Origin of the sequence: Pseudoalteromonas sp. 2CM41L, assembly GCF_023161905.1 — a bacterium.
In the GTDB taxonomy this organism is placed as follows: domain Bacteria; phylum Pseudomonadota; class Gammaproteobacteria; order Enterobacterales; family Alteromonadaceae; genus Pseudoalteromonas; species Pseudoalteromonas atlantica.
In genome coordinates this window covers 564,693-587,176 of record NZ_JALNTN010000001.1, presented here as the reverse complement: position 1 = coordinate 587,176, position 22,484 = coordinate 564,693, and the positions used below count along the sequence as shown (strand labels likewise).

The window sequence follows — 22,484 nt, the reverse complement described above, 5'->3', positions numbered from 1 at the left end:
GTTTAAAAGTGACTATAAATTATATTTCAAATTTGTAGTTAAATTTAACGCCTACCGTAAGTGGGCGATTTATATAGTGGCCGTAGTTACGTTGTATGTCGGCACCGTTTGCAGTTGTTATATCGGCATCTGAACGACGTACTGATGTAACGGCGTATTTATTAAATACGTTATCAATGTATAAAGTAGTAGACCACTCATCAGCCGTTAGCTTAGCAGAAATATTACTTAAGCTGTAACCTGGCAGGGTTTCGCCATTGTCATGCAAACCTACTTTTGAAATTACATCACTTTGTGCGGTTAAACCGTAGTTAATATCAAGGGTTTTGTCGTTAAACACATCTGTTTGATAGTTTACACCCATTGAGAACTGATGCTCTGGCGAGCCCGGTAAGCGGTCGCCGTCTTCTGCGCCATCGGTGCCATCAGCATTAAATAAAAATGGGGCGTCTGAGGTTAGCTCTGCTTTAGTGTATGCGTATGTTGCGTACACGGTAAACGAGTCAGATAAAATAGCACGGGTAGATAGCTCAATACCTTTTGCGTTGGCAGAGCCTGCGTTAGATAAGTACGGTAATTGGCCTACATCTGTTGCGCCTGCAATTTGCGCATCTTCCCAATCTACATTAAATAAAGCGGCGTTAAAGTGTAATTGGCTTCTAAACCAGGTGCTTTTAAGGCCTAGCTCGTAGTTTGTTGTGGTATCTGCATCAAAAAGCCTTTCGTCAGCGTTACCACACCCTGTTTGCTGGTTTTCAGGGATAGGATCAGGGCAAACAGCTAGAAGGTTGGAACCGCCAATTCTAAAGCCTTCACTTACTGTTACATAACCCATTACTGAATTAGTAAACTGGTATTTAGCATTAAATTTGAATAAGTTACCGTTATCGCCTGCTTCGTCTTTTTCGTAAGCAACGGTGATTGCATCAGGGTCTGCATCGCCATAAAGTGTATTTGCAAGCGGGAAGTCAAATGCTGCTTGCGCCTCTACATCGTATTCGTAAAAACGTGCGCCAATGGTAATATCTAATTTTTCGGTAACTTGGTAGCCAACTTCGCCGAATAGCGCAGACTCAGTGACCTTACTTTTTGTAAGCTCTAAGTATTCTAATGAGTCAGGTCTTAGCTGAGCGCCACCAAAGTTATCGATAGCGAATTGGTCAAACCCAGGCGTAAACTCTCTACTTGATGCTTCGGTTTCTGTTTTGTTGTAAAACGCGCCTACAATCCAGTTAAAGTCGCTGTCGCTTTGAGACACTAAGCGAATTTCTTGAGTGAAGGTATCTTCTTCGTCAATTTCACGTGTGTATGATGAAAACGCAGGGAACTCTTCATAACCGTAATCTAGGCGGATAAGTAAATCTGTTTGATCACGCTGGCCGTCGGCATCAAAGCTTGAAATACCGGTTGCCGATACAAGCTCTGCAAAACCTAGGTCGGCTTTTAGCTCAAGGCTTAGTAGTTGATCTTCTTTTTCGCGAGGCTCTTCATAACGATAAGCCGACTCGTATTTACCTACAATATCGCTTAAACCGTTATCATCGTTTAGGCTGTTGTAATGAACAATTGAACGGCCTTCGCTGTCTTGGTTTTGGTAAAAGTAATTAAGTGTCCCTTCAAATGTTTCGCTTGGTTTCCAACGTACAGAAATACGGCCTGTGGTAGTTGTTTCGCCGTTAGCATCTTCAACATTTTTAATATTGTTGTTTACTTCGTCGGCGTTGCTCCAATCAGGGTCCGGTAGCGATACACCTGGCTCACGCACTGTGTAAGCATAATCAATAAAGCCTGGGTCTTCGTATACGTTTAAGCTTGCACGTACTGCAAGTTCATCTTCAATAAGTGGCAGGTTTACTATAAAGCCGCCTTCGCCGCCTAACGAGTCACTTTCTTGAGTTTGAAACATATCGCCAAATATTTCTACCGTTGTAAAATCAAGCTCTGGCTCTTTAAGCATGTAACGAATTGCGCCGCCTAATGTGCCCGCACCATAAAGGGTACCTTGTGGCCCAATAAGTACTTCAACACGCTCTATGTCGACTAAACGCATATCAACTGACACTGGAATTTCGTTAACGTATGTGGCTACGGTGCCGCCATCTGATGATGGACCCGACGAGTTAGTGTTTAAACCACGAACTATAATTGGTGAGCCTGAGCGACCACCTTGATCGGTAATTGTTAAACCAGGTACCCAACGCGCTACATCGGCTAGTTCGCCAATGTTTTGATCTTTCATTACATCGGCATCAAGTGCGGTAATGTTTAGCGGTGCATTTTGTACAGATCCGCTGCGTCTTGTTGCTGTAACTTCGATTACTTCGAGTGATTTGTTTTTAGCGGTGGTTTCTTGTTGTGCCACAGCCGAGTTAGAAAATAAAAATGCGCTAGATACAGCGCTCGAAATAGCCAAGGTTAGCAAGCTTGGTTTAAACATAAAAAGTGATCCCCAGATTCAAAATTTAACACCAGTTAATATAAGTTAACCAGTTTATCAGGGAGTTAAAGTGGTGGGAATATTAAAATTGAATTTTAATTCACTTTTTTGGAATAAATATAGCTAGTTACACAACAAAAATTTATATAAATATGTATAACATCCAAGTAATTGGCTAATTAAGGTACAAGGAATCATATTTTACTCGTTGAGCAAATGTAAATAGCCATTCATATTGGTTAATTACCTGAATGTATTAATACGGTTAAAAAACCTATAAGACCCTGTTGAATGTTTTGCTCAACGGTATTTATTCTCGTTTTGACACTATAAAAGTGAAGTTTGATCCCCATTAACCCTTCATACCGTAAGCTATAGCATTTCGTACTAAAGTACGCGTATTTAAGGAATATTTATGAGCCAATTATTCTCACCTTTAAAGCTCGGTGAACTCACTTTAGACAACCGCATTATTATTGCGCCTATGTGCCAGTACTCAGCAAATCAGGGAGCTGCCAGTGATTGGCACACTATTCATTTAGGCCAATTGAGCTTAAGTGGTGCAGGGCTATTAATTTTAGAGGCCACCGCGGTAAGCCCAGAGGGGCGGATTAGTTACGCCGATTTAGGGCTTTGGAATAACGAAACCCAGCAAGCACTGGGCAAAAGCTTAAAAGCGCTTAGGCAATACAGTCCTATGCCTATTGGCGTTCAGCTTGCGCATGCAGGGCGAAAAGCATCTACTGAAAAACCATGGGATGGCGGTGGTGCAATTGCACCTAGCGATGAAAACGGCTGGCAAACACTTGCGCCTTCTGCCATAGCCTACGATGACAGCGCCTATCAACCAAAGGCTATGACAAAAGCGGATATAACCCAGCTAATAAACGATTTTGTAAGCGCAGCAAAACGCGCTGATGAGCTAGGGCTTGATTTAATTGAGCTACATGGTGCGCATGGTTATTTGTTACACCAGTTTTTATCACCTCTTTCAAACAAGCGTGATGATGAATACGGGGGCAGTTTGCAAAACCGTATGCGCCTTGTGCTTGAGGTTTTTAAAGCACTAAGAGCTGAATTTGCAAGCCATAAACCGGTAGGCATTCGAATCTCTGCTACTGATTGGGTAGAAGGTGGCTGGGATTTAGCACAATCTATTGAGCTTGCTAAAGCATTAGACAAGCTTGGCTGCGATTTTATTCACGTAAGTACAGCAGGGCTAAGCCCAGAGCAACAAATACCGGTTAAACCTAACTTTCAGGTACCATTTGCAACTGCTATTAAAGAGGTCGTAAGTATGCCGGTAATAGCCGTAGGTTTAATCACTGAGCCACAACAAGCCGAAGATATTATTAGCGAGCAGCAAGCCGATGGCGTAGCACTAGCGCGAGGTATTTTGTATAACCCGCATTGGCCTTGGCATGCTGCAGCGCAGCTTGGTGCAACCGTTAATGCGCCTAAACAGTACTTGCGATCTAGCCCGCATGGGCAGCCTTCACCTATTAAGTAACTTACATTTTTACATTTACCATGGCTACCCACTGCATTTATATGCAGTGGGTTTTATTATTTATAAATTAGAGTTATTTATGAAACAATCACGTGCACAGCCAGTGCAAATAAGTAATACCTTAGTGAGCATTATTGCTCTGTGCTGTGGCCTTATTGTGGCAAATATTTATTATGCCCAACCTATTATTGAGTTATTAGCGCCCGATGTGGGTTTAAGTGCGCACAGCGCCAGTTTTATTGTGTCGCTTACACAAATTGGCTATGCAATGGGACTGTTTTTTTTAGTGCCATTGGCTGATTTAGTCGAAAACAAACGCTTAATGCTCATTACCTTAGCCATAACATTTTTAAGTTTAATAGGCGCAGGCTTAGCGCAAAGCCCAAGTGTAATGTTGCTATTATGCTTATTGGTGGGGGCGAGCTCTGTATCGGTGCAAGTATTAATACCGCTTGCTGCGCATCTATCGTCTGATGAAAAACGTGGGCAAGTACTGGGCAATATTATGGCGGGGTTGTTACTGGGTATTTTATTAGCCAGGCCAGTTGCAAGCTTAATAGCCGATCACTTTGGTTGGCGAGCCGTATTTTACTTTGCCGCAGGCTGTATGGCATTTATAGCTAGTGTTATATATTTTGCTATACCGAGCAGGCAACCGGCACACAATACAACGTACTTTAAGTTATTAAAATCGCTTAAGCAGCTAATAATACAGCAGCCAGTGCTGCGTCAGCGGGCATTGTATCAGGCGCTTATGTTTGCCTCTTTTAGCTTATTTTGGACCAGCGTACCGGTTGTATTAGCCAGAGAATATGGCTTATCGCAATCGCAAATCGCCTTATTTGCTTTAGTAGGCGCAGCTGGTGCTATTGCAGCCCCTATTGTTGGGCGTTTAGCCGACAAAGGTTACACGCATCAGTTATCGTTACTTGCTAAAGTGATTGCTGCTGCGTGCTTTTTACCCAGTATATTTGAGCTTCCACACGGTATTATTATTTTAGCGCTAACGGGCATGTTTATTGATTTTGCTGTGCAGGCAAATATGGTGCTGGGCCAGCGGGTGGTATATTCATTAGAGCCGCAAAGCCGAGCTCGCTTAAACGCCATATACATGACCAGTATTTTTGTTGGCGGAGCGCTTGGCTCGTTAATGGCAAGCCCACTATACGAAGCTGGTGGCTGGGAAAGCGTGGCGTTAGTGGCAGCGGGTATGCCAGTAATATCACTAGTTGGCTATTTAATGACAAGTAAAAAGTAGCGCGATACAAGTTATATAAAATTTTGTTATTTAAAAGGCCAGCGCAGTTATGTGCTGGCCTTTTTATAGAGGCGATTATTGTTTTTTAACACTCGAAAATGAACTACCCACCGAAGCTATAATCACCAATAAAATAGCCAACCATTGCCACAAGGTTAATAACTCGCCAAGAATAATAAACCCAGCAAGGGCCGCAAATGCAGGCTCTAAACTTAGCATAATACTAAACCCTTGAGCGGGCATATTACGCAGTGCAACCATTTCTAGTGTATAGGGCAGTGCGCTTGATAAAATAGCAATGCCTATGCCCAGCGGTATAACACTCCATGTAAACGCATTGCTTTGTAATATGCCGCCATAAGGTACAAGTACAATGGCTGCTACGGTCATGCCGAGTGCGACCGTTGCGCCGCCTGAGCTTTGCGTGCCGGTTTTTTTGCCAAATAAAATATAGGCTGCCCAGCAAGCACCGGCACCTAGCGCGAGTATTACGCCAATTGGGTCTAGGCTTTCTTGGCTGCTCATATCGGGCAGTAACAGTAAAATACCCGCAATTGCACACGCCACCCAAAATAAGTCGCGCTTAGCGCGTGAGCTAAATAACGCCACCGCTAATGGACCGGTAAATTCAAGCGCAACACCAATCCCTAAAGGGATACGTTCAATGGCGTAATAAAATAAAATGTTCATTCCGCCTAGGCTTAAACCGTATACCACAATTGATAACCGATTACCTTTAGCTGGTAGGTGTTTCCACGGTTTAAATATTAAACACAAAATAAGTGCAGAAAAGCCAAGCCTAAGTGCAGTAGTGCCTTCGGGGCCAACAACAGGAAATAACTGCTTAGCAAATGAGGCGCCAGATTGAATTGTGATCATTGCTAAAATAACGCACACAAGCGCGAGCAAAAAGTCTTTAGTGGATGATTGCATTGTTTTCCTTGGTAACAATCGTCTAGTTTTGCGCAGTGTATCTGTTTTTTATTGGCTAAGTAATAGCTTGTATGGCATACACATTAAATTTGGGAGGGAGTGACTAATATGTGCGATGAATTAGCGTAACTGCTTATGCATAGCTAAAGGCAAACGCTGAGTGCCTTAAAATAAAAAAGCCAGCGAATAGATCGCTGGCTCATAAACGTTTAGGTCGTTTTAGCGTGTTTTGCTAGCACTTTTAACTAGGCCATCTAAAGAATAAAGGCCACGTTTTTCATCATTTTTACGTTTGATTTCTTCAAGCGCACGCGCTTCAACAGCGTCAAATAATGCATTAATTAAACGGTTAAAGTGTTTATGCATTGCGGTACGTGCGGCGCTTGCATCGTGTGTTTGTAGCGCGTTATAAATAGCGGTGTGCTCATCCATTACGCAATCGTTATTGTTTTTACACACACTGCCATAATCAGCCACAATTTGTGAATTGTTTAAACGTAAATCCCATAAATTTGCCACTGCATACTCAAGGGCTTTGTTACGTGTAGCACGCGCTATAATTTCATGAAACTCGCGGTCTGCTTGTTCTACATATAAGCCTTTTTCCATGGCTATTAGCGTTTGCTTTAATTGAGCTAGTTCTTCATCGGTGATTGATTGAGCGGCAAGTGCGGCTATTTCACCTTCAATGAGTGCGCGAGCTTGTGTTAGCTCAAAAGCGCTGATCTCTTTAGTTTTTACAGATGTTTCTTGTTGTTCTATTACATAAACGCCTGAGCCGGTTTTGACCTCTACGCGGCCTCGTACTTCTAATGCAATAATAGCTTCACGAATTGTTGGGCGGCTTACGTCAAACATGTCGGCAAGTTCTCGCTCTGGTGGTAAACGACTCCCAGCAGAAAACTCTCCTTGGTTTATCAAAGCTTCAACTTTATCAACAATGCGCCAAAATAAGCGACGGTTTCCCATATTCTACCTTTATTACCTTAAGGAATAGCGGCTAATAGGCTCAAATAGCCTAAACCTACTGTTATTAGCAGAGGTTACCCCAAAATTCACTATTATGTCAAAATTCTAAAGTGATGTAACGGTCATATAATATTATAAATCAGTGTTAACCTATTTATGTTACCAATTTAGTATAAATTTTAATAATTGGCTAGCTTGATTGGTCATGTTTTTGTGTGCTAAGTTAACTTTGCTCATTTATATAAGCGTGCTTAGAGCAAGCTAACTTTAATGGATTGAAATGTGTGCAATCTAGTCGCGGGTTAATGGTGGTGCGAGGTGAGTAACCTAGTTCGCCTAATAACTGGCGCTGCCTTGGTTGAATGGTGAATAGATTTATGCAAATTAAACCATTAAAAATCTACACGCTTTGATAAAGAGCCTGTGTAATTTAGCTGTACCTAATAAAAAATAAGTAAGCGCATAATTACAACTAGGCTCTTGCCTTGATTGCCCACGGATGGGGGTCAACTTTAGTCCGCTGCTGCGTTTTTATCATTAGGGTAAACTACCCCAAGCTGTTTTCTTGCGGTATCAAGTACGTTCATTACGTCGCGGGCAAGCTGATGTGTATTCACATCTGACTCTCGCTTTTGCGCGTTTATGGTTTGCATAAAGTGCGCAACTTCGTATTTCATAAAGTGCTCATCAAATTTATCTGAAATAACCTCAACCTCCCCGTTATTGGCAACAAACTCTATGTGTTTTAACTGCGACACGGCGTGTATTCGTAAGCGTCCGCGCTCACCTTGTATTTCGGTGATGTTATCGCCTTGAGAAATTTTAGAGTAGCTAATAACGGCTTGTTTATCATCGTAATTTAATAATACGTCGCCTGCGCCATCTACGCCTGTATCTAATAGTACCCCACTGGCACTCACGCGCTGTGGAGCGCCCCAAAGTGCTATAAGTAGGTAAAGCGGATACACACCTAAATCGAGCAAAGCGCCATTGGCAAATTCCGGTAAAAAGGTATTTGGGCGTTCGCCGTTTTTGTATTTATCGTAACGTGATGAGTACTGACTGTATTGGCCAATAAACTTACGGGGTTTACCAATTTTACTCAGCGCATTTTTAAGTCGCGCAAAGTTTGGCAAATGCGTGGTCATCATTGCTTCCATGTATAGGCGTTTATTGACATTAGCTGCAGTTAAAATAGCATTTAGCTCTTGGCTATTAGCGGCTGAAGGTTTTTCGCCTAGTACATGTTTGCCTGCTTCAAGGCACATTACTGCATATTGCTTGTGTAGGCTATTTGGCGCTGCAATATACACCGCATCAACATTGGGGTCTTGGCATACCTGCTCAATTGAGGTGAAAATTTTTACATCGGTATTGGGGTGATTAGATAAAAAGGCTTCGCCGCTTGATTGCTTGCGTGAGCACACACCGTATAAATTAAATGCAGGTAACGTATTTGCTGCGCTTAATAGGGTATCACTAATAAAATTTGTACCGACAATGACAAAGTTCATGCCTGCTCCTTAGCTTAAATAATAAGAGCTGTTACTTTAACATTTTTTTTGCCCTGTATGCTTTAGGGCGTGTTGACCTTTGGTGGTTGAATTTACAGCAGTATGTTTGGTTTTCAGGCAAAGCAGAGCCTATGTAGTGTGGTTATTCCCCATAAATAGGCGATAACGCAGCATAAAGACCAAACATGCGCTGCCCTATGGGTTCTTTCTAGGGACGATTGACTCTTTGTTGCTCGATTTTTACTTAGCCCACTAGGTTACAAACCTCGCGCCGCGATTAAATCGCCCCTAGATTGAATAAATTTCAATCCACAAAGTTCGACACGCCCTAGGAGAATACCCAAACCAGCGTTTAACACTTGCGCATAAGGTTGCCTGTTCGTGATAGCCTAAAAGCATTGAAATAGTGCTGATAGAGTATTGTTTTTGAAGCAAGTAATGCGCTGCCAGCGCCCGACGTGTGGTGTCTTTAAGTTTTACAAAGCTGGTGTTATGTTTAGCCAATTCACGGTGCAAGGTACGCGGGTGCATATTAAGTGCCTCGGCAATAGTTTGGTTTGAACACTGATAAATAGGCAGCATTGGCCTTATTAGTGCGCTTACTTGGGCAGGTAATGACTGACTATGTTCGTTGCGTTTAGCTAAAAAATTAAAGGCCGCGTCGGTTTTATTAAGGTTATTGTGGTTAAGCTTTATCGATAAGTCGGCTTTGTTTATTACAATGCCCGCACTGTTGCGGTGCTCTATTACTTTACAGCCAAAATAGGTTTTGTATGCGAGTGTATTAGTTGCCAGCTTTTGCGGTAAAAACACAGTGCGAGGCTTGCACTGATTATTACTTAATTTTTTTATTATGCTCATGGCTAAGCCAAGCGTGAGCTCTATGGCTTGGTTTATTTGTGGCAGGGGCTTTAGGTTAAATTCAAACGATAAAAATAAGCTCTCGTCATTATCTAATGAGTGCGTTGTTAAGCACAATGCGGGGCTGTGTAAGTGTAAATATTTAACCACCCAGCTAAGCGCTTCTTCTAAATTAGTCCCACTTTTAGCGGCTATTGCTATGTGGCCTAAAATATCAAAGTTTTGTTTATTTGCTAATTTAAGCCCAAAGCTTGGGCAGTTAAGCGTGTGGCTGCAGTACTCTAATAAATTTGCATAGCTCAAATAGGGTAAATATTGGTTTTCAAGGTTATTAAAGTCGACATTGACCTTACAGGTTTTCATTACGCTTGCTGGATCTGCGCCAAGCTCTTTAATTAACGAGTCTATTGAATATAAAGAGGTGGCACGTATTGGGCTGCTCATACACTGGCGCTGTAAATTAAAGAGGGTGTCTAAAAATATCAAGTTTTTAGGATTTAATCTATGCACTATAGAGCGAATAGCACGCTGCAATAAAACTGCTTATTTACAACTGCATGGATGCACAAAGCAGAAGCAGCTACCAATAACACCTAAATAGTGATGATGCAAAGGCACCTATGAGTAACCACACGTTTGATTATATTATTATTGGCGCAGGCAGTGCGGGTTGTGTACTGGCTGCGCGTTTATCAGAAGATCAGCATATAAGTGTGTGCTTAATAGAGTCGGGCGGTAGCGATAATAGCGCTTTAATTCAAATGCCTGCGGGTATTGCGGCCAGTGTGCCATATGGCATAAATAGTTGGCATTACAACACGGTACCGCAAAAGGCACTTAATAACCGATGTGGCTTTGTACCGCGGGGCAAAGTGCTTGGTGGGTCAAGCTCTACTAATGCCATGGTGTATATTCGCGGTAATAAATACGATTACGATAACTGGGCACAAAATGGCAACCTTGGGTGGGACTACAACAGTTTATTACCCTATTTTATAAAAGCCGAAAACAATAAAACGTTTAATAACGCGTTACATGGCACAAAAGGGCCATTGCATGTGCAAGAGCTGACTAAGCCAAGTGCGCTAAACACTTGCTTTTTAAAGGCGTGTGTTGAGCAAGGAATACAGTTAAATGACGATATAAATGGCGCTGAGCAACATGGAGCACGGCTTTCGCAGGTTACGCAACATAATGGTGAGCGCTGTAGTGCTGCAAAAGCGTATTTAACACCGCACTTAAACAGGCCTAACCTTAGTGTGTTTACCCACAGCCACGTTAATAAAATTATAATCAAAAATAAGGTCGCCCACGGCGTAGAGCTTGAGCGCGGCGGTAAAATTATTACATTAATGGCCAAAAAGGAGGTGCTTTTAAGCGCCGGAGCAATTAACTCTCCGCAGGTGTTAATGCTTTCAGGAATTGGCCCTAAAGCGCATTTAGCAGCGCATAACATACCACTGGAACATGCACTGGAAGGAGTAGGGGGTAATTTACAAGATCACTTAACCGTGGTGCCTTTGTGTAAAGCAAATACAGCAAAAGGCACCTTTGGGGTAAGTGTAAAAGGCGCTGCAAGTATTATTAAAGGGTGTGCGCAGTGGTTTAGTAAACGCAGCGGAATATTAACCAGTAATTTTGCTGAGTCACATGCGTTTATTAATGTGTTGGATAATTCGCCTGCGCCGGATATTCAACTTGAGTTTGTAATTGGGTTGGTGGACGATCATAGTCGCAAAGTTCACCTTGGCCATGGCTATAGTATTCACAGTAGTATTATGCGTCCCAAAAGCCGAGGGACAATAAGGCTTGCCAATAGCAATCCACGCAGTGCGCCATTTATCGACCCTAATTATTTAAGCCACCCTGATGATTTATCGCTTATGCTTGCAGGGCTTAAAAAAGCGCTGCGCATTATGCAAAGCCCCGCCTTTGATAAAATTCGTGGTAACTTTGTTTACCCGCTTGATGTAAATAACGATTCCCAGCTTATTGAATTTATTCGCCAAACTGCCGATACCGAATATCACCCTGTGGGCACCTGTAAAATGGGCACCGACAATATGGCGGTGGTTAATAGCAAACTACAAGTACACGGGATACGCAGCTTAAGGGTTATTGACGCCTCAATTATGCCAACCATAGTAACAGGTAACACAAACGCACCTGTTATTGCTATTGCTGAAAAGGCCGCTGATTTAATTAAATTGAGCTATAAAACAGGGTTATAAGTTGCGGTTGTAAAAGTGAGTAAGCCACGCCTGCCAGTCATCTTCTAGCTTAAGCATTTGTTGGTGCTTTTTAGCGTTAAGATGTTTGTTTTCATCTTCGGTGGCAATAAAAGGGCCTACCCGACAAAGCGAGCAATGATTTTCACCTAAATACGCAGGCTTTGTAAGGTGCGTGCTTAGTTCGTCAGATTGCGCCGAGATTGCTTTAGGCGTAAACACATAAGTGATGCCACTGGTGTCTTTTACGTGTTTGTCACGGTCTACGTTTCTTATTTTGTAACCATCAAACTGGTTAATATCAAAAGGCATTTGGCCCGCGTACTTAGCCTCAAGGCCATTACTTAAGCTGCCTTCAATGTTCCACTCGCGATAGGGTTTTACATCTTTTGAGGTTATGTAGCAAAGCATAGGGCCGCTTTTGTCGAGCGCGTAATTGTTAGCGTATTTAATAAATTGATGTAGTAACGCGCGATTAAGCACGTTCATGCTGGTTTTTTGGGTGTTGCTTTCAAATGCTTCGCGCCCTACAAAGGCTGGAATAAGCGGAAACTGAAAAATAACTACATCAAAGCTGTGCTGGTGGGCAGCTAATTTTTGCCAACATAAAGGGTCCGTTACATCAAAGCAATTAATAACTTCTACATGACACTTTTTTAAACTACTTAGCGCATTGTGTTGGTATTTTTGCTCTATGGTTTTGGCGCTATCATAAGTAGATGCGACTAACTTTGCCGGTTTTATATGATTAACCACCGCATTAGAGAACGATAGATCGCCATCGCCTACGGTGAGAATTCGCCAATTAGGATTTAAATACATAACTTAATTAGATTTGTGAGTGTTTTGATCTGCACTTTGAGTATTTTGCGCTGTATTAGCACCATGCAAACGGTGAAACGCAAGGCGTGTTTTAAGCCCTTCAATGGCTATTTGTTTTAAAATTAAATTAAAGGTAATTAAAATAGCAAACACAATATGAATAGGTCCATGTGTAAAACCCGCCTCTGGGTTATAAAGCGTAAGCCCAAACAACATAAATAACACCACTAACAGTATTTCTATTAATTGGTTTGAGTAAAAGCTGAGCCGGCCTTCATTTTTGTGATCTTTTTTAATACTAATAGCGCAAAAAAACGGAATAACTTTAATTTTAAAAGCGGCGTTTTTTTCTACGTAGTTTTCGCCAAGCTCGTTAAGCTGCTGGCGTAATGTATCAATCATGGTGCGTCCTTAAATAGCAGTGCGCGGATGTTACACTATTACGCCTAGTAGGTTAAGCAGCGCAAGGTTATTTTGGGTAAAGGCTCATACCAATGGTGAGTATGTGACACACAAATACTACTGAGGTAAGAATAAAGCGCATTTTTTGATAATCGCGATGGTAGGTTTGCCATTGTGGTGTGGCTTTTTCAAAGATAAGAACTAACCAAAAACTAGCCCCTAACCAGGCAAGCGCCCACTCCAGCGGAATAAACGATAAAAATGGTACGGGTATAACAGGCACAACCGCTTTAATTGCATCGCTGTAGCTTTGCATCCCAGCGCGCCATAAATTGCCCGCCATAAATGCCAGTATGGCAATGCTGTAAAAAGTAAAAAACTCCAAGTTAACGCTATTACTGCCAAACATAAGCGGCCACGCTACACAGCCCAAAAAGGGTAGTAACCCCAAATAGCCAAGTTGAATATGATTAACAAATTTTTCCATTACAGCATGCCTTATGTTGTGTGTTTTTTAGCGCGGCTATTGTAGCAGTATTCTTAGCACTTACAGGTAATAAATCGTTTACGAATAGAAGAGCTAGATAGTTCAATCTTAAAAATCGATTGTTTTAATCTAAACAATCAATTTTATTTAGTTTACCAATGGGCTTATTGTATTAATCAAGCCAACGCGAAAGGCCACATATTTTGGCTGCGTTGAGTAACTTTAAAACACTTTAAATATAAATGAGGAATACTATGAGCACTTCATTGATCAACACAAAAATTCAACCTTTTAACGCAACTGCATACCACAATGGTGACTTTGTAGAAGTGTCTGAAAAAGACGTACTAGGTAAGTGGTCAATCTTCTTCTTTTACCCTGCAGATTTCACGTTTGTATGTCCTACTGAGCTTGGCGATGTTGCTGATTACTACGAGCAGCTACAAGAAATGGGTGTAGAAGTTTACTCAGTATCAACTGATACTCACTTCACGCATAAAGCATGGCATGACACGTCAGACACTATTGGTAAAATTAAATTTCCAATGATTGGCGACCCAACTGGCCGTATTACTCGCAGCTTTGGCGTTATGATTGAAGATGACGGCCTTGCACTTCGCGGTACTTTTGTAATGAACCCAGAGGGCGAAATTAAAGTAATCGAAACTCACGATTTAGGTATTGGCCGTAGCGCTAAAGAGTTAGTACGTAAAGTACAAGCTGCTCAATACATTGCAACTCACGACGGTGAAGTTTGCCCTGCATCTTGGCAGCCAGGTGAAGACACACTTGCTCCTTCACTAGACCTAGTTGGTAAAATCTAAATATAGGTTTACCCACTTTTATGAGGGCAGGTAACTGCCCTTAAACCAACATCATTTCGTTTGTTGGTGCCTCCTATCTCAACCCGGACTCATTAGCACATGCATTGGTTGGCGTGGGAGGCTTGCTGTTTAAATTTTCCTAAAAAGGGTTAAGCCATGTTAGATAACAACATTAAAAATCAATTAAAAAGCCATTTTGAATCGCTTACTCAACCTGTTGAGCTGCTTATTGCCTTGGATGACAGCAAAAAATCAGCAGAAGTAGAAAGCTTAGCAAACGATTTAGCCTCGCTAAGCGATAAGTTTACGGTAGTGGGCAACCCCGATTCGAGCGCACGTCGCCCATCTATGGTTGTGCATTCACCTGAAAAAAACACCCACATTACGTTTGCTGGCGTACCTATGGGTCACGAATTTACAAGTTTAGTGTTAGCGCTTTTACACACTGGCGGACACGCAAGTAAAGCAAAAAGCGAAGACATTGAACAAATAGAATCACTCAATCAAGAACTTAATTTTGAAGTATACATAAGCTTAAGTTGCCAAACATGCCCGCAAGTAGTGCAGGCGCTAAATACAATGGCAGCAACAAACAGCAAAATTAAAGCAACAATGATTGACGGCGCACTCTTTCAAGACGAAGTAGAAGAGCGCAATATTTTAGCAGTACCAGCTGTGTACTTAAATGGCGAACCATTTAGCCAAGGTGCATTAAGCCTGACCGACATTTTAAATAAAGTAGACACTAAAGGCGCTGCTAAGCAAGCTGCAGCACTAAGCGAAAAAGACGAGTTTGATGTATTAGTAGTCGGTGGCGGACCTGCGGGTGCCTCAGCCGCTATTTACTCTGCTCGTAAAGGGTTAAACACCGGTATAGTTGCCGATAGATTTGGTGGCCAGGTTGCCGATACGTTGGCTATCGAAAACTTTATTTCGATTAAAGCCACTGAAGGTCCAAAGCTTGTTGCTCAGCTTGAAGAGCATGTTAAAGAATACGATGTAGATGTAATGCATAACCAACGCGCAGCAGGGCTTGGTCGCGGTAGTAATGGTTATGAAATTACCCTTGAAAACGGGGCTACTTTAAAAGCTAAATCGCTTGTTTTAGCAACCGGTGCACGCTGGCGTGAAATGAACGTACCTGGTGAGCAAGAATATCGCGGCCATGGCGTAGCTTACTGCCCACACTGTGATGGTCCGCTATTTAAGGGTAAGCCTGTGGCTGTTATTGGTGGTGGTAACTCGGGTATAGAGGCGGCTATCGACTTAGCTAACATTGTAGAGCATGTAACGGTACTTGAGTTTGCTGATACGCTGCGCGCTGACGAAGTCCTTATTCGTAAAGCGAATAGCTTAAGCAACATCACTATTATTAAAAATGCGCAAACCACTGAAGTAGTAGGCGATGGTAAAAAAGTAACCGGACTTAATTACACTGACCGTGTAACAGGTGAGGAAAAATCATTAGCACTTGCAGGTATTTTTGTACAAATAGGTTTGATCCCTAATACCGAATGGTTAAAAGAGAGCGACCTTACACTAAGCAAGTTTGGCGAGATAGAAATTGACGCTAAAGGCGCAACCTCATTACCGGGCGTTTACGGTGCGGGTGACGCGACAAATACGCCGTTTAAGCAAATCATTATTGCAATGGGTAGTGGTGCAACAGCAAGCTTAGGGGCGTTTGATTACTTAATTCGCCATAGCGAGCAAAGCAACCAAGACCAAAATGCAGCTTAATAGGCAAACCTTCTCTTGATGTAACAGCAATAGGTACACCCAAAAGCTGTTTGTTAACCCAAGCCGCCCTCTCCAAAGGCGGCTTTTTTAATGCTTATAACAATATCTCTATTAATCACAGCCACCAGAATCCCCACCGCAATCGTTATTAGAGTGTGAGTTATTACTAGCATAAATTGAAGAGTCAGTGCTTGTATAAGTTGAACGGCCTTGTGATGCCTTACCACTGATAAACGTAACTAATAGCAATACGCTTGATACAATAACAACGATTATTGATGAACCCCATTGCCCTGTAGAAATGCCTTTAAATATGGCTAAACACAGTACAGTAAAAAGTAATGTTCTTATTATATTTCTCATAGTATGTCCTTACTAAATTAAAGCGAATTTACTTTAGCTGTATGTTCTAAGGCATTAGAAAGCGCTTTTTCTATGTGCGGCAGCTTAAACGGCTTAGAGACAAACATATCCATGCCTGCTTGCTGGCAAGCTAGTTTATCTTGCGACGATGTATTAGCAGTTAGCGCTACAATGTAGGTGCTTTCGCTAGGGCAAATACGTTGCGCTCTCAGCGTTTTAGTGGCTTCAAAACCATCCAGGATTGGCATAATGCAATCCATGAAAATAAGGTCGTAATGCTTTTGCTTACACTTAAAAATAGCGTCTTGGCCATCAATGGCACAGTCGGCTTTTACGTTTAACTTATCAAGAGAGGCATCAAGCACACGGCGGTTTATATCGTTGTCATCAACAATAAGTACACTGAGCGAATGGCTGTTTAACTCAATTTTTGATTTAATATCGTCTATTACTTGCTCTTTACCAAGCTCTAGCGGAATATTAATGCTAAACGTTGAGCCTTTTTGTAGCTCACTTGTCACCTTTATTGTGCCGCCCATGTATTCTACAAGCTCTTTTATAATTGCTAGGCCAAGCCCTGTGCCCCCTTTATTATTTTTAGCGTCAACCTCTTGTGTAAACGGCGAAAATAAAGACTCTAAAAAGGCAGGGGTCATTCCGCGACCAGTGTCAGAAACAGTGATACCAAGAGATAGCGCATCGTTATTATTTATGAGCTGTGTTTTAAGTTTTACATGGCCTTGCTCGGTAAATTTTAATGCGTTACTTAATAAGTTAGAGGTAATTTGGCTCAGGCGTGTACTGTCGCAAAAGGCCCAGCAGCTATCATCAATTGTATTATCTATGATTAATTCAACATGGGTTTCTTTAAATAACGGGGTATATAAAGAGGCTAAATCACTAAATATGGTTTTAAGCAGTACGTCGGTTGGCTCTAGTTTTAATTCACCATGATTAATTTTAGAAAAATCGAGTACTTCGTTGATAATGTTTAGTAAAATATCAGCGCTGCGTAGCGCTATTTTTATTTTTTCGTCTCGTTTTTCAGTGTCTTTTTCATCTATTAGGGTGGTGAGCATGCCGGTTATGCCATTTAGGGGGGTGCGTAACTCGTGGCTAATTTTAGCAAATAGCATACTTCTATCTTCTAACATATGCTCTGCTTCGGCTTTTTTCTTTTTTAGCGCTTCTCTAAGTAAGATTGATTCGGTAATGTCTTGAAATGTACCAAATAGCCTTATGCAATTACCTTCGTGAAACTCGGCTTCTCCAAAAGTCGAAATCCAAATTTCTTGGTTTTGTGCAGTAATAACCTCAAGCTCTAAATCCCATTTTTCACCTTTGTTTATGGCGTTTTCTACCGCTTTATTTATGGCTTCTCTGCTGGCGCCCTCTTTGTAAAACTCAATCGCGTTATCAACTATTGGCTGATAGTCATCGGCTACCTGATGAATGCGTTTAGTTTGCTTACTCCAATAAACTTTGTTCTCGATTAAATCGACCTCCCAAGTGCCGATATTCGCGATGTTTTCGAGCTTTGACAGGGTGTAGCTATTTTTTAAAAGTTGCTCTTTAGTGTCTATTTTTGCAAATTCAGATCCTAACCACTGAGCAAATAGCTCAATGTAATCGTAGGCTTCGTCGCTAAATGCAGTTGACTCGTTAGGTGATGAAAAGTTAACAGTGCCAAAGGTTTTATCGGCTACTTTTATAGGTGCGCCAATGTAGGACTCAAGTTGAAAATTTATGTAACAAGGGTGAGTTGCAATCGTACTTTGTGAAGCTTTATGAAACGAAAGCGCCGAGCCCGCAGATAACGTATGGACGCAATAGGTGCCATCTAGCTCAAATTGTGTACCGGGTAATAAGGCGTTATCGGGTGTTATAGCATGTAATACTGTGTACGTATTAGCATCAATTTTACTAATTATTGCTACATCAAGGCTGAACACTTCTAGGCCAAACGCGAGTAGGTTTTTAATTTTAGAATTAAAATCCAGAGTTTGGTCTGAGACTATATCGTGAAAACGCCTTAAAAAGTTCACCGCAATTACCTTAATTGTATTTTATATCGTTATGCGTATCGGCAGATAGGCACATTTATTTATATGTTTTTAACAGTTTATACCAACAGGCGTAAACCGTTGAGCAATATATTGAGTAATGGGTGTTAGGCTATCAACACGCGAACTTAATTGTTTTGCTCAATTAGCAAACTTTTCCCATTAATAGGTAGAATTAGGCGTGTATTCTGGGTTTATGTCGCCGCCTACTTCTTCTGGATCTACATCGTTTATAAGCAACACTTCGCGCACGGCTTCAATATGATCAAGCACAGTTTGATAGCGCTCGCCATATTCGTACTTTGTTACTTCAATTGCTTGCGGCATGTAAGTAAATGCAATTTTTAGTGCGTGTAACGCGTCTGGATTGATTTTATCGCTCATAAATTTCTCTCATTTTCTCAATGTATAGTGATTTGTTTAACAGCTGCTAAAAGAGCCTGCCTAGGGACAATTAGCTTTTTGCATATGCCTTAACAAAATAACAATAATTATAGAGTTTGTTGACTGTTAAAGTTAAAAATTTGCCTGTTTAGTCCTTATTTTAATGGGCTAAGCAGTTAAGCACTGATCAGTATGATAACGCAGTTGTTTTTGGGATTATTTAAAAACAGTTTTAGCTCATCATATTTGCCTACCTAAATACCAAGTATGCTCAAAAAATGTAATTTTATAAATAAACAGGCATTGATTGTGCGAATAAAAAGGAGCTTGTTAGCTTATTAAGTAACGATAATATGTTGCATAAATTTACAAATGCGCAATATAATGCAAATAGTTGTTATTTGCATGTGCAGATGTGCGCGCCTGCTATTTATTAAATGAGCTAAAAATGAATAATAAAAAAACCTTTAGCGCTACAAAGCGTCGCCATTTAATGGCGTGCGTATTGGCATTGGTAACCGCTACGGTGATGATCACCGGGATGACTACCTATTTGCCCTTACAAATGAGTGAACAAATTTTACTGCCTATTTTACTGTTTCCAATTATTTGGGTTGGGCTTTTTATATATGCCTACATTAGCGAAAAAGCATGGCAGCCATTTTTACTCATGATCACTTTGTGTTTAGTGCATGGAATTTTAAGTTATTTTGCATTAATGCAGGGGCAAGGATGAAATCAATTACTTTAAAAAAGCTATTTTTATTACATAGTTGGGTGGGCGTAGTAACCGCCGTTTTATTGTTTGTTGTGGCATTTACCGGCGCGTTAGCAGTACTTGCCAGGCCTGAGCTAAAAATTTGGGCCAACCAATCACTGCAGCAAACTCAACATATTCCTAATAGCGAAATAAGCACATTAGTTAATACATACCACGCTCAAGTGCCCAAAGAGTTTGGTGAAAACATTCATGTGTTTATGCCAACAGGGCATAATTTTCACTTACTGGCTTTAGTATTTGAATCGCACCATGGTGATGAAAATTACCAGCAAGAAGTACTTCGGGCATTTGAATTTGACCCAGCAAGCTTAGCGTTGGTAAATACCTACTATGGCCCCAGTAAGCAATATTATGCCAATAGAAAAACAGATGCAGCCAGCTACATTGGTGAGTTTCACGCTGACTTACATTTAGGGCGACCTATAGGGCTTATTTTAACTGGGTTTTTAGGTTTAACATTATTAGTAAGTACGGTAACTGGCTTATTTATACATCGTAAATTAATTAAAGAGCTGTTCACCTTTAGGTGGCTTAAAGGCTTTGATGTAACCATAAGTGACGGCCACAAAGTAATGGGCATTTGGGGCAGTATTTTTAATATTGTAATTGGCTTTAGCGGCGCATTTTTAGGGCTCGCAACCGTAATTTTACTACCTGCAGCAGCCTTTGTTAGCTTTGGAGGCGACCAAGATAAGTTGATAGAAACTTTTACAGCTATTCCTGAGCCAATAATTAGTTATGTAAATCAGCCAACTAACATAACCGCTATTTTAAGTGATGCGCAGCAACGCTACCCACATGCAGTTATTTTAGATGCCACGGTAATGGCGCATAACGATGCTAACGCACAAGTGTATTTACGCCTTTTAGGAGGCGAAGCCGTGGCTTCTCAGTTATTGCATTACAATGGGCAAGGGGAGTACATCACTTCAATGAGTAGTTTTGGCGATATAGCTGGGGTATCAATTAAAATTATTGAAATACTCTTCCCACTCCATTTTGGTAATTTTGCTGGCTTATTTGTCAAGTTACTTTGGGTAATGCTTGGCTTAGCATGTGCCTTAATGCCACTTTCAGGCATGATGATGTGGTTAGCAAAGCGTACCAGAGGCAGCACACCAACGCTTAGCGCTGGCGCGTATGCAAGGTGGAACCGCTTTATTATAGGCAGTTGCGGTGGTTTAGTGCTTGCTTGTTGTGTGTTATTCCCTGTGCAAGTACTTTTAAACTATGCCGTGGCTGGTGTTGAGCACAATGCATACTTTGGGCCGGTATTTTTTTATGCGTGGTTAGTATGGCTAGTAATTGCAGCATTTTGGCAAAACTATAAAAACTACTTTAGAGCAACCTTGTTGCTTTGCGCCTTATTCTTAATAAGTGTTTTACCACTTAATAGTATATTGGGCGTTAATAATATTATTAACGCAAACAGTACCCTAGTGGCATTTACAGATATTAGCTTTTTAATTGTTGGACTGGCGTTTTTATGGGGATACTTAAAAACAAAACCTGATGCCATAGCAATTGCAGAGGTAAAAGCAGCATGAACACTGTTATGATAGTTATTGCACTAGCGTGTTTACTGGCCGCTTTATTATTAATGAGAAGTAAGCACTGCAAAGTAGCCTATAAGTGGCTGTATTGTAGTGCTTTAATAGCTATTGCCTTAGCGTGCTTTATACATGTTTACGCTGTGCTAGCGGGGATTGTATGCACCATTGCAGCGTTTACTGTAATGGGCATACTGGTTGCGCTATCTAAAGGGAAACAACACACTTAGCTTAAAAAGGCTTTGGCTGTATCAATTCCCATTTTGTACCCATCGTTAAGGCGTTTAACATTTTTGGTTGTACGGCCCACTCTAAATTGAGGCGGTGGAGCAATAATATTGATTTTGCAATCTTCAGGCGGATTATTAATAAAATCTATGCTGCTGTTATAAACATGCGCTCTGTTAATCGTGCTTTTTACTAAAGCAGGGTAGTTTTTATAAAGTTTTTTAGTTAACCACTGCGATTTACTTGGCTTTTTTCTATAGCCTAGTGGCTGAGAAAGCACCACGGTTATTTCTTGAGCGCCCATTTCGTATGCTTTTATTACGGGAATAGAGTCTGCTACGCCGCCATCGGTCATCGCAATATCATTAATTATAGGGTAGTTACGATACGCAATTGGAATCGCGCACGATGCCTTAAGTTGCTCTACCATCGCATCACTACTTGCTTTGAGGTAATGGGGCTGCCCTGTGGTGATAGCTGTAGAGACGATATAAAATTCGTGAGCCGCCTTTGCAAAGGCTTCTGTATTGAGGGGGATCTCTTTAATGGTTGCTTGCCACAGCCAATCTAAATCAAATAAGTGGCCGCCTTTGATAAAGCGCGCTAAGTTAATAAATTCAGGCCGACACGAAAAATCGGTAATAACATGGTAGTTACGTTTAGGTTGTTGGCATAAATAAGCGGCTATATTGGTAGCGCCAGCAGAAACCCCAAAGTAATTAGTAAAAGGTTGATAGCGCTGCGCTAAAAACTCATCCAGCACTCCGGCGGCAAAAATACCGCGCATTGCACCTCCCTCAACCACTAAAGAATGTTTATTGTTATTATTAATCATACTATTACCTCCCTTTTGATGATATTACCAACTAACCAAGTAAAGCGCGATAAAATGCTGAAATAATTATACCCATTTGCCACATTACTTAATTCACTTAAGGGATTAAACTTGGCGCTAACGGCGCTAAAAATTTTGATATAAACAGAGCAATAACGAAGCTTTTATCCTGTAATCAACATGGTTTAGTATTTAAAACTAAATCACTTAATTAAGCTATTTGGTATTAGTGCACTGTTTGGCTTAGCAAAAGCATTTAGTTGCTAATATGTTTTGTTTAATCGTAAGTGTTGGG

At 41.2% G+C, this 22,484-nt stretch carries 20 protein-coding genes; 8 read left to right on the top strand and 12 right to left on the bottom strand.

Translation table 11 applies throughout. The features are described from left to right. Window positions 1-19: 19 nt before the first annotated feature. The gene (locus MTF64_RS02605; protein ID WP_248450424.1) at window positions 20-2,437 is read right to left on the bottom strand and encodes a TonB-dependent receptor; all 2,418 of its coding nucleotides are present in this window, start codon (window positions 2,435-2,437) and stop codon (window positions 20-22) included. A gap of 415 nt (window positions 2,438-2,852) precedes the next feature. On the opposite strand from MTF64_RS02605, the gene MTF64_RS02600 reads away from it, so the two are divergent. Together MTF64_RS02600 and MTF64_RS02595 are read left to right on the top strand one after the other, a co-directional pair. Beyond that, the gene (locus MTF64_RS02600; RefSeq protein WP_248450423.1) at window positions 2,853-3,947 is read left to right on the top strand and encodes an NADH:flavin oxidoreductase/NADH oxidase; all 1,095 of its coding nucleotides are present in this window, start codon (window positions 2,853-2,855) and stop codon (window positions 3,945-3,947) included. 79 nt (window positions 3,948-4,026) lie between these two features. Further along, window positions 4,027-5,205: an MFS transporter gene (locus MTF64_RS02595; protein WP_248450422.1), complete on the top strand. Its 1,179-nt coding sequence runs from the start codon at window positions 4,027-4,029 to the stop codon at window positions 5,203-5,205. A 75-nt stretch (window positions 5,206-5,280) separates the two neighbouring features. Here MTF64_RS02595 and MTF64_RS02590 read toward each other — a convergent pair whose 3' ends face one another. The 4 genes from MTF64_RS02590 to MTF64_RS02575 form a co-directional block, all read right to left on the bottom strand. Continuing rightward, entirely contained in the window at window positions 5,281-6,138 is an 858-nt protein-coding gene (locus tag MTF64_RS02590; RefSeq protein WP_055253837.1) for a DMT family transporter, read from the bottom strand. Window positions 6,139-6,357: 219 nt separating this feature from the next. Then, window positions 6,358-7,107: a FadR/GntR family transcriptional regulator gene (locus MTF64_RS02585; protein ID WP_248450421.1), complete on the bottom strand. Its 750-nt coding sequence runs from the start codon at window positions 7,105-7,107 to the stop codon at window positions 6,358-6,360. 512 nt (window positions 7,108-7,619) lie between these two features. Next, complete coding sequence (locus tag MTF64_RS02580) at window positions 7,620-8,621, bottom strand: Gfo/Idh/MocA family oxidoreductase (RefSeq protein WP_248450419.1); 1,002 nt, start codon at window positions 8,619-8,621, stop codon at window positions 7,620-7,622. 288 nt (window positions 8,622-8,909) lie between these two features. After that, the gene (locus MTF64_RS02575) at window positions 8,910-9,926 is read right to left on the bottom strand and encodes an AraC family transcriptional regulator (RefSeq protein WP_248450417.1); all 1,017 of its coding nucleotides are present in this window, start codon (window positions 9,924-9,926) and stop codon (window positions 8,910-8,912) included. 176 nt (window positions 9,927-10,102) lie between these two features. Here MTF64_RS02575 and MTF64_RS02570 point away from each other — a divergent pair, with 176 nt between their 5' ends. Next, the gene (locus MTF64_RS02570) at window positions 10,103-11,713 is read left to right on the top strand and encodes a GMC family oxidoreductase N-terminal domain-containing protein (protein ID WP_248450416.1); all 1,611 of its coding nucleotides are present in this window, start codon (window positions 10,103-10,105) and stop codon (window positions 11,711-11,713) included. On the opposite strand, the gene MTF64_RS02565 is transcribed toward MTF64_RS02570, so the two are convergent. The 3 genes from MTF64_RS02565 to MTF64_RS02555 form a co-directional block, all read right to left on the bottom strand. Continuing rightward, a complete protein-coding gene (locus MTF64_RS02565; protein ID WP_248450414.1) occupies window positions 11,708-12,532 on the bottom strand; it encodes a class I SAM-dependent methyltransferase in 825 nt (274 codons plus the stop codon). The genes MTF64_RS02570 and MTF64_RS02565 overlap by 6 nt on opposite strands. Before the next feature lie 3 nt (window positions 12,533-12,535). Further along, window positions 12,536-12,934 carry a hypothetical protein gene (locus MTF64_RS02560; protein ID WP_029774450.1) on the bottom strand — a complete coding sequence of 133 codons (399 nt, stop codon included), beginning with the start codon at window positions 12,932-12,934 and terminating at the stop codon, window positions 12,536-12,538. Between the two features lie 67 nt (window positions 12,935-13,001). Then, window positions 13,002-13,421 carry a DUF3429 domain-containing protein gene (locus tag MTF64_RS02555; RefSeq protein WP_054981772.1) on the bottom strand — a complete coding sequence of 140 codons (420 nt, stop codon included), beginning with the start codon at window positions 13,419-13,421 and terminating at the stop codon, window positions 13,002-13,004. 254 nt (window positions 13,422-13,675) lie between these two features. On the opposite strand from MTF64_RS02555, the gene ahpC reads away from it, so the two are divergent. Beyond that, a complete protein-coding gene (gene ahpC, locus MTF64_RS02550; protein ID WP_004587118.1) occupies window positions 13,676-14,245 on the top strand; it encodes an alkyl hydroperoxide reductase subunit C in 570 nt (189 codons plus the stop codon). A 156-nt stretch (window positions 14,246-14,401) separates the two neighbouring features. Next, window positions 14,402-15,985, top strand: coding sequence for an alkyl hydroperoxide reductase subunit F (gene ahpF, locus MTF64_RS02545; protein WP_248450412.1), 1,584 nt, complete (start codon window positions 14,402-14,404; stop codon window positions 15,983-15,985). A gap of 111 nt (window positions 15,986-16,096) precedes the next feature. Here the strand turns inward: ahpF and MTF64_RS02540 are convergent, their stop codons facing one another. The 3 genes from MTF64_RS02540 to MTF64_RS02530 form a co-directional block, all read right to left on the bottom strand. Then, the gene (locus MTF64_RS02540) at window positions 16,097-16,348 is read right to left on the bottom strand and encodes a hypothetical protein (protein ID WP_248450410.1); all 252 of its coding nucleotides are present in this window, start codon (window positions 16,346-16,348) and stop codon (window positions 16,097-16,099) included. A 17-nt stretch (window positions 16,349-16,365) separates the two neighbouring features. Next, window positions 16,366-18,393, bottom strand: coding sequence for an ATP-binding protein (locus tag MTF64_RS02535; RefSeq protein WP_248450408.1), 2,028 nt, complete (start codon window positions 18,391-18,393; stop codon window positions 16,366-16,368). A gap of 180 nt (window positions 18,394-18,573) precedes the next feature. After that, a complete protein-coding gene (locus tag MTF64_RS02530) occupies window positions 18,574-18,795 on the bottom strand; it encodes a hypothetical protein (protein ID WP_024032720.1) in 222 nt (73 codons plus the stop codon). 448 nt (window positions 18,796-19,243) lie between these two features. Between MTF64_RS02530 and MTF64_RS02525 the strand changes: the two genes are divergently transcribed. The 3 genes from MTF64_RS02525 to MTF64_RS02515 are packed head-to-tail and all read left to right on the top strand — an operon-like array spanning window position 19,244 to window position 21,356. Then, complete coding sequence (locus MTF64_RS02525; protein ID WP_029774445.1) at window positions 19,244-19,531, top strand: hypothetical protein; 288 nt, start codon at window positions 19,244-19,246, stop codon at window positions 19,529-19,531. Then, window positions 19,528-21,123, top strand: coding sequence for a PepSY-associated TM helix domain-containing protein (locus MTF64_RS02520; protein WP_248450406.1), 1,596 nt, complete (start codon window positions 19,528-19,530; stop codon window positions 21,121-21,123). Before MTF64_RS02525 ends, MTF64_RS02520 begins: the two co-directional genes overlap by 4 nt. Further along, window positions 21,120-21,356, top strand: a complete 237-nt coding sequence (locus MTF64_RS02515; RefSeq protein WP_248450404.1) for a hypothetical protein — start codon at window positions 21,120-21,122, stop codon at window positions 21,354-21,356. Before MTF64_RS02520 ends, MTF64_RS02515 begins: the two co-directional genes overlap by 4 nt. Here the strand turns inward: MTF64_RS02515 and MTF64_RS02510 are convergent. After that, a complete protein-coding gene (locus MTF64_RS02510) occupies window positions 21,353-22,189 on the bottom strand; it encodes a patatin family protein (protein ID WP_138578589.1) in 837 nt (278 codons plus the stop codon). The two genes, MTF64_RS02515 and MTF64_RS02510, sit on opposite strands and share 4 nt — an antisense overlap. Between the last annotated feature and the right edge of the window lie 295 nt (window positions 22,190-22,484).

Bases quoted from the DNA above. Each gene is read 5' to 3' on its own strand.
- MTF64_RS02605 (WP_248450424.1), bottom strand. From the start codon at position 2,437: ATGTTTAAACCAAGCTTGCTAACCTTGGCTATTTCGAGCGCTGTATCT.
- MTF64_RS02600 (WP_248450423.1), top strand. From the start codon at position 2,853: ATGAGCCAATTATTCTCACCTTTAAAGCTCGGTGAACTCACTTTAGAC.
- MTF64_RS02595 (WP_248450422.1), top strand. From the start codon at position 4,027: ATGAAACAATCACGTGCACAGCCAGTGCAAATAAGTAATACCTTAGTG.
- MTF64_RS02590 (WP_055253837.1), bottom strand. From the start codon at position 6,138: ATGCAATCATCCACTAAAGACTTTTTGCTCGCGCTTGTGTGCGTTATT.
- MTF64_RS02585 (WP_248450421.1), bottom strand. From the start codon at position 7,107: ATGGGAAACCGTCGCTTATTTTGGCGCATTGTTGATAAAGTTGAAGCT.
- MTF64_RS02580 (WP_248450419.1), bottom strand. From the start codon at position 8,621: ATGAACTTTGTCATTGTCGGTACAAATTTTATTAGTGATACCCTATTA.
- MTF64_RS02575 (WP_248450417.1), bottom strand. From the start codon at position 9,926: ATGAGCAGCCCAATACGTGCCACCTCTTTATATTCAATAGACTCGTTA.
- MTF64_RS02570 (WP_248450416.1), top strand. From the start codon at position 10,103: ATGAGTAACCACACGTTTGATTATATTATTATTGGCGCAGGCAGTGCG.
- MTF64_RS02565 (WP_248450414.1), bottom strand. From the start codon at position 12,532: ATGTATTTAAATCCTAATTGGCGAATTCTCACCGTAGGCGATGGCGAT.
- MTF64_RS02560 (WP_029774450.1), bottom strand. From the start codon at position 12,934: ATGATTGATACATTACGCCAGCAGCTTAACGAGCTTGGCGAAAACTAC.
- MTF64_RS02555 (WP_054981772.1), bottom strand. From the start codon at position 13,421: ATGGAAAAATTTGTTAATCATATTCAACTTGGCTATTTGGGGTTACTA.
- ahpC (WP_004587118.1), top strand. From the start codon at position 13,676: ATGAGCACTTCATTGATCAACACAAAAATTCAACCTTTTAACGCAACT.
- ahpF (WP_248450412.1), top strand. From the start codon at position 14,402: ATGTTAGATAACAACATTAAAAATCAATTAAAAAGCCATTTTGAATCG.
- MTF64_RS02540 (WP_248450410.1), bottom strand. From the start codon at position 16,348: ATGAGAAATATAATAAGAACATTACTTTTTACTGTACTGTGTTTAGCC.
- MTF64_RS02530 (WP_024032720.1), bottom strand. From the start codon at position 18,795: ATGAGCGATAAAATCAATCCAGACGCGTTACACGCACTAAAAATTGCA.
- MTF64_RS02525 (WP_029774445.1), top strand. From the start codon at position 19,244: ATGAATAATAAAAAAACCTTTAGCGCTACAAAGCGTCGCCATTTAATG.
- MTF64_RS02520 (WP_248450406.1), top strand. From the start codon at position 19,528: ATGAAATCAATTACTTTAAAAAAGCTATTTTTATTACATAGTTGGGTG.
- MTF64_RS02515 (WP_248450404.1), top strand. From the start codon at position 21,120: ATGAACACTGTTATGATAGTTATTGCACTAGCGTGTTTACTGGCCGCT.
- MTF64_RS02510 (WP_138578589.1), bottom strand. From the start codon at position 22,189: ATGATTAATAATAACAATAAACATTCTTTAGTGGTTGAGGGAGGTGCA.